Annotated in this window: 1 protein-coding gene; it reads left to right on the top strand. The window is 55.2% G+C overall.

All coding sequences use genetic code 11. The features are described from left to right. Positions 1-168: 168 nt before the first annotated feature. On the top strand, positions 169-395 hold a 227-nt coding region (locus D7V93_RS44280; RefSeq protein WP_208723401.1), incomplete at its 3' end, for a hypothetical protein.

The following is a 395-nucleotide window of genomic DNA, read 5'->3' as shown; positions in this document are numbered from 1 at the left end:
ACAGACTGCAGTGGCTATGCCGCACCCCGTAGGGTTATTTGCGATCCGATAAATAGCGAAAACAACAGGGGAACGTTGCGCGAGTGAAACGTCGAGTGCGTTGCGGGGACGGACCCAACCGCTTAAGTCGATACGCCCTCGGCCTGGCACACGTCTGGGGAGAGGCCCGTGAAAAAGACAATCTATTTGTGGGTAGCAATGGGCGAGATCTTCGTTGGCAGCACTCAGGCGCAGGAGATATTTTTGCAAGGTGGTACACAGGGTGCAGGCATTGGAGCGGCGATAAGCTTCAACTCGATGCTTGGTGCGCATATCGATTTCAACGCGATCAACCTGTCGCACAACTTCAGCTTCGGCGGCAATCGCTATCAGGACGACATTCGACTTCGCCAGGG

Origin of the sequence: Corallococcus llansteffanensis (genome assembly GCF_003612055.1) — a bacterium.
GTDB classification, from domain to species: domain Bacteria; phylum Myxococcota; class Myxococcia; order Myxococcales; family Myxococcaceae; genus Corallococcus; species Corallococcus llansteffanensis.
Note: the sequence above shows the minus strand (reverse complement) of the source record. Positions and strands in the feature narration are given on the sequence as shown.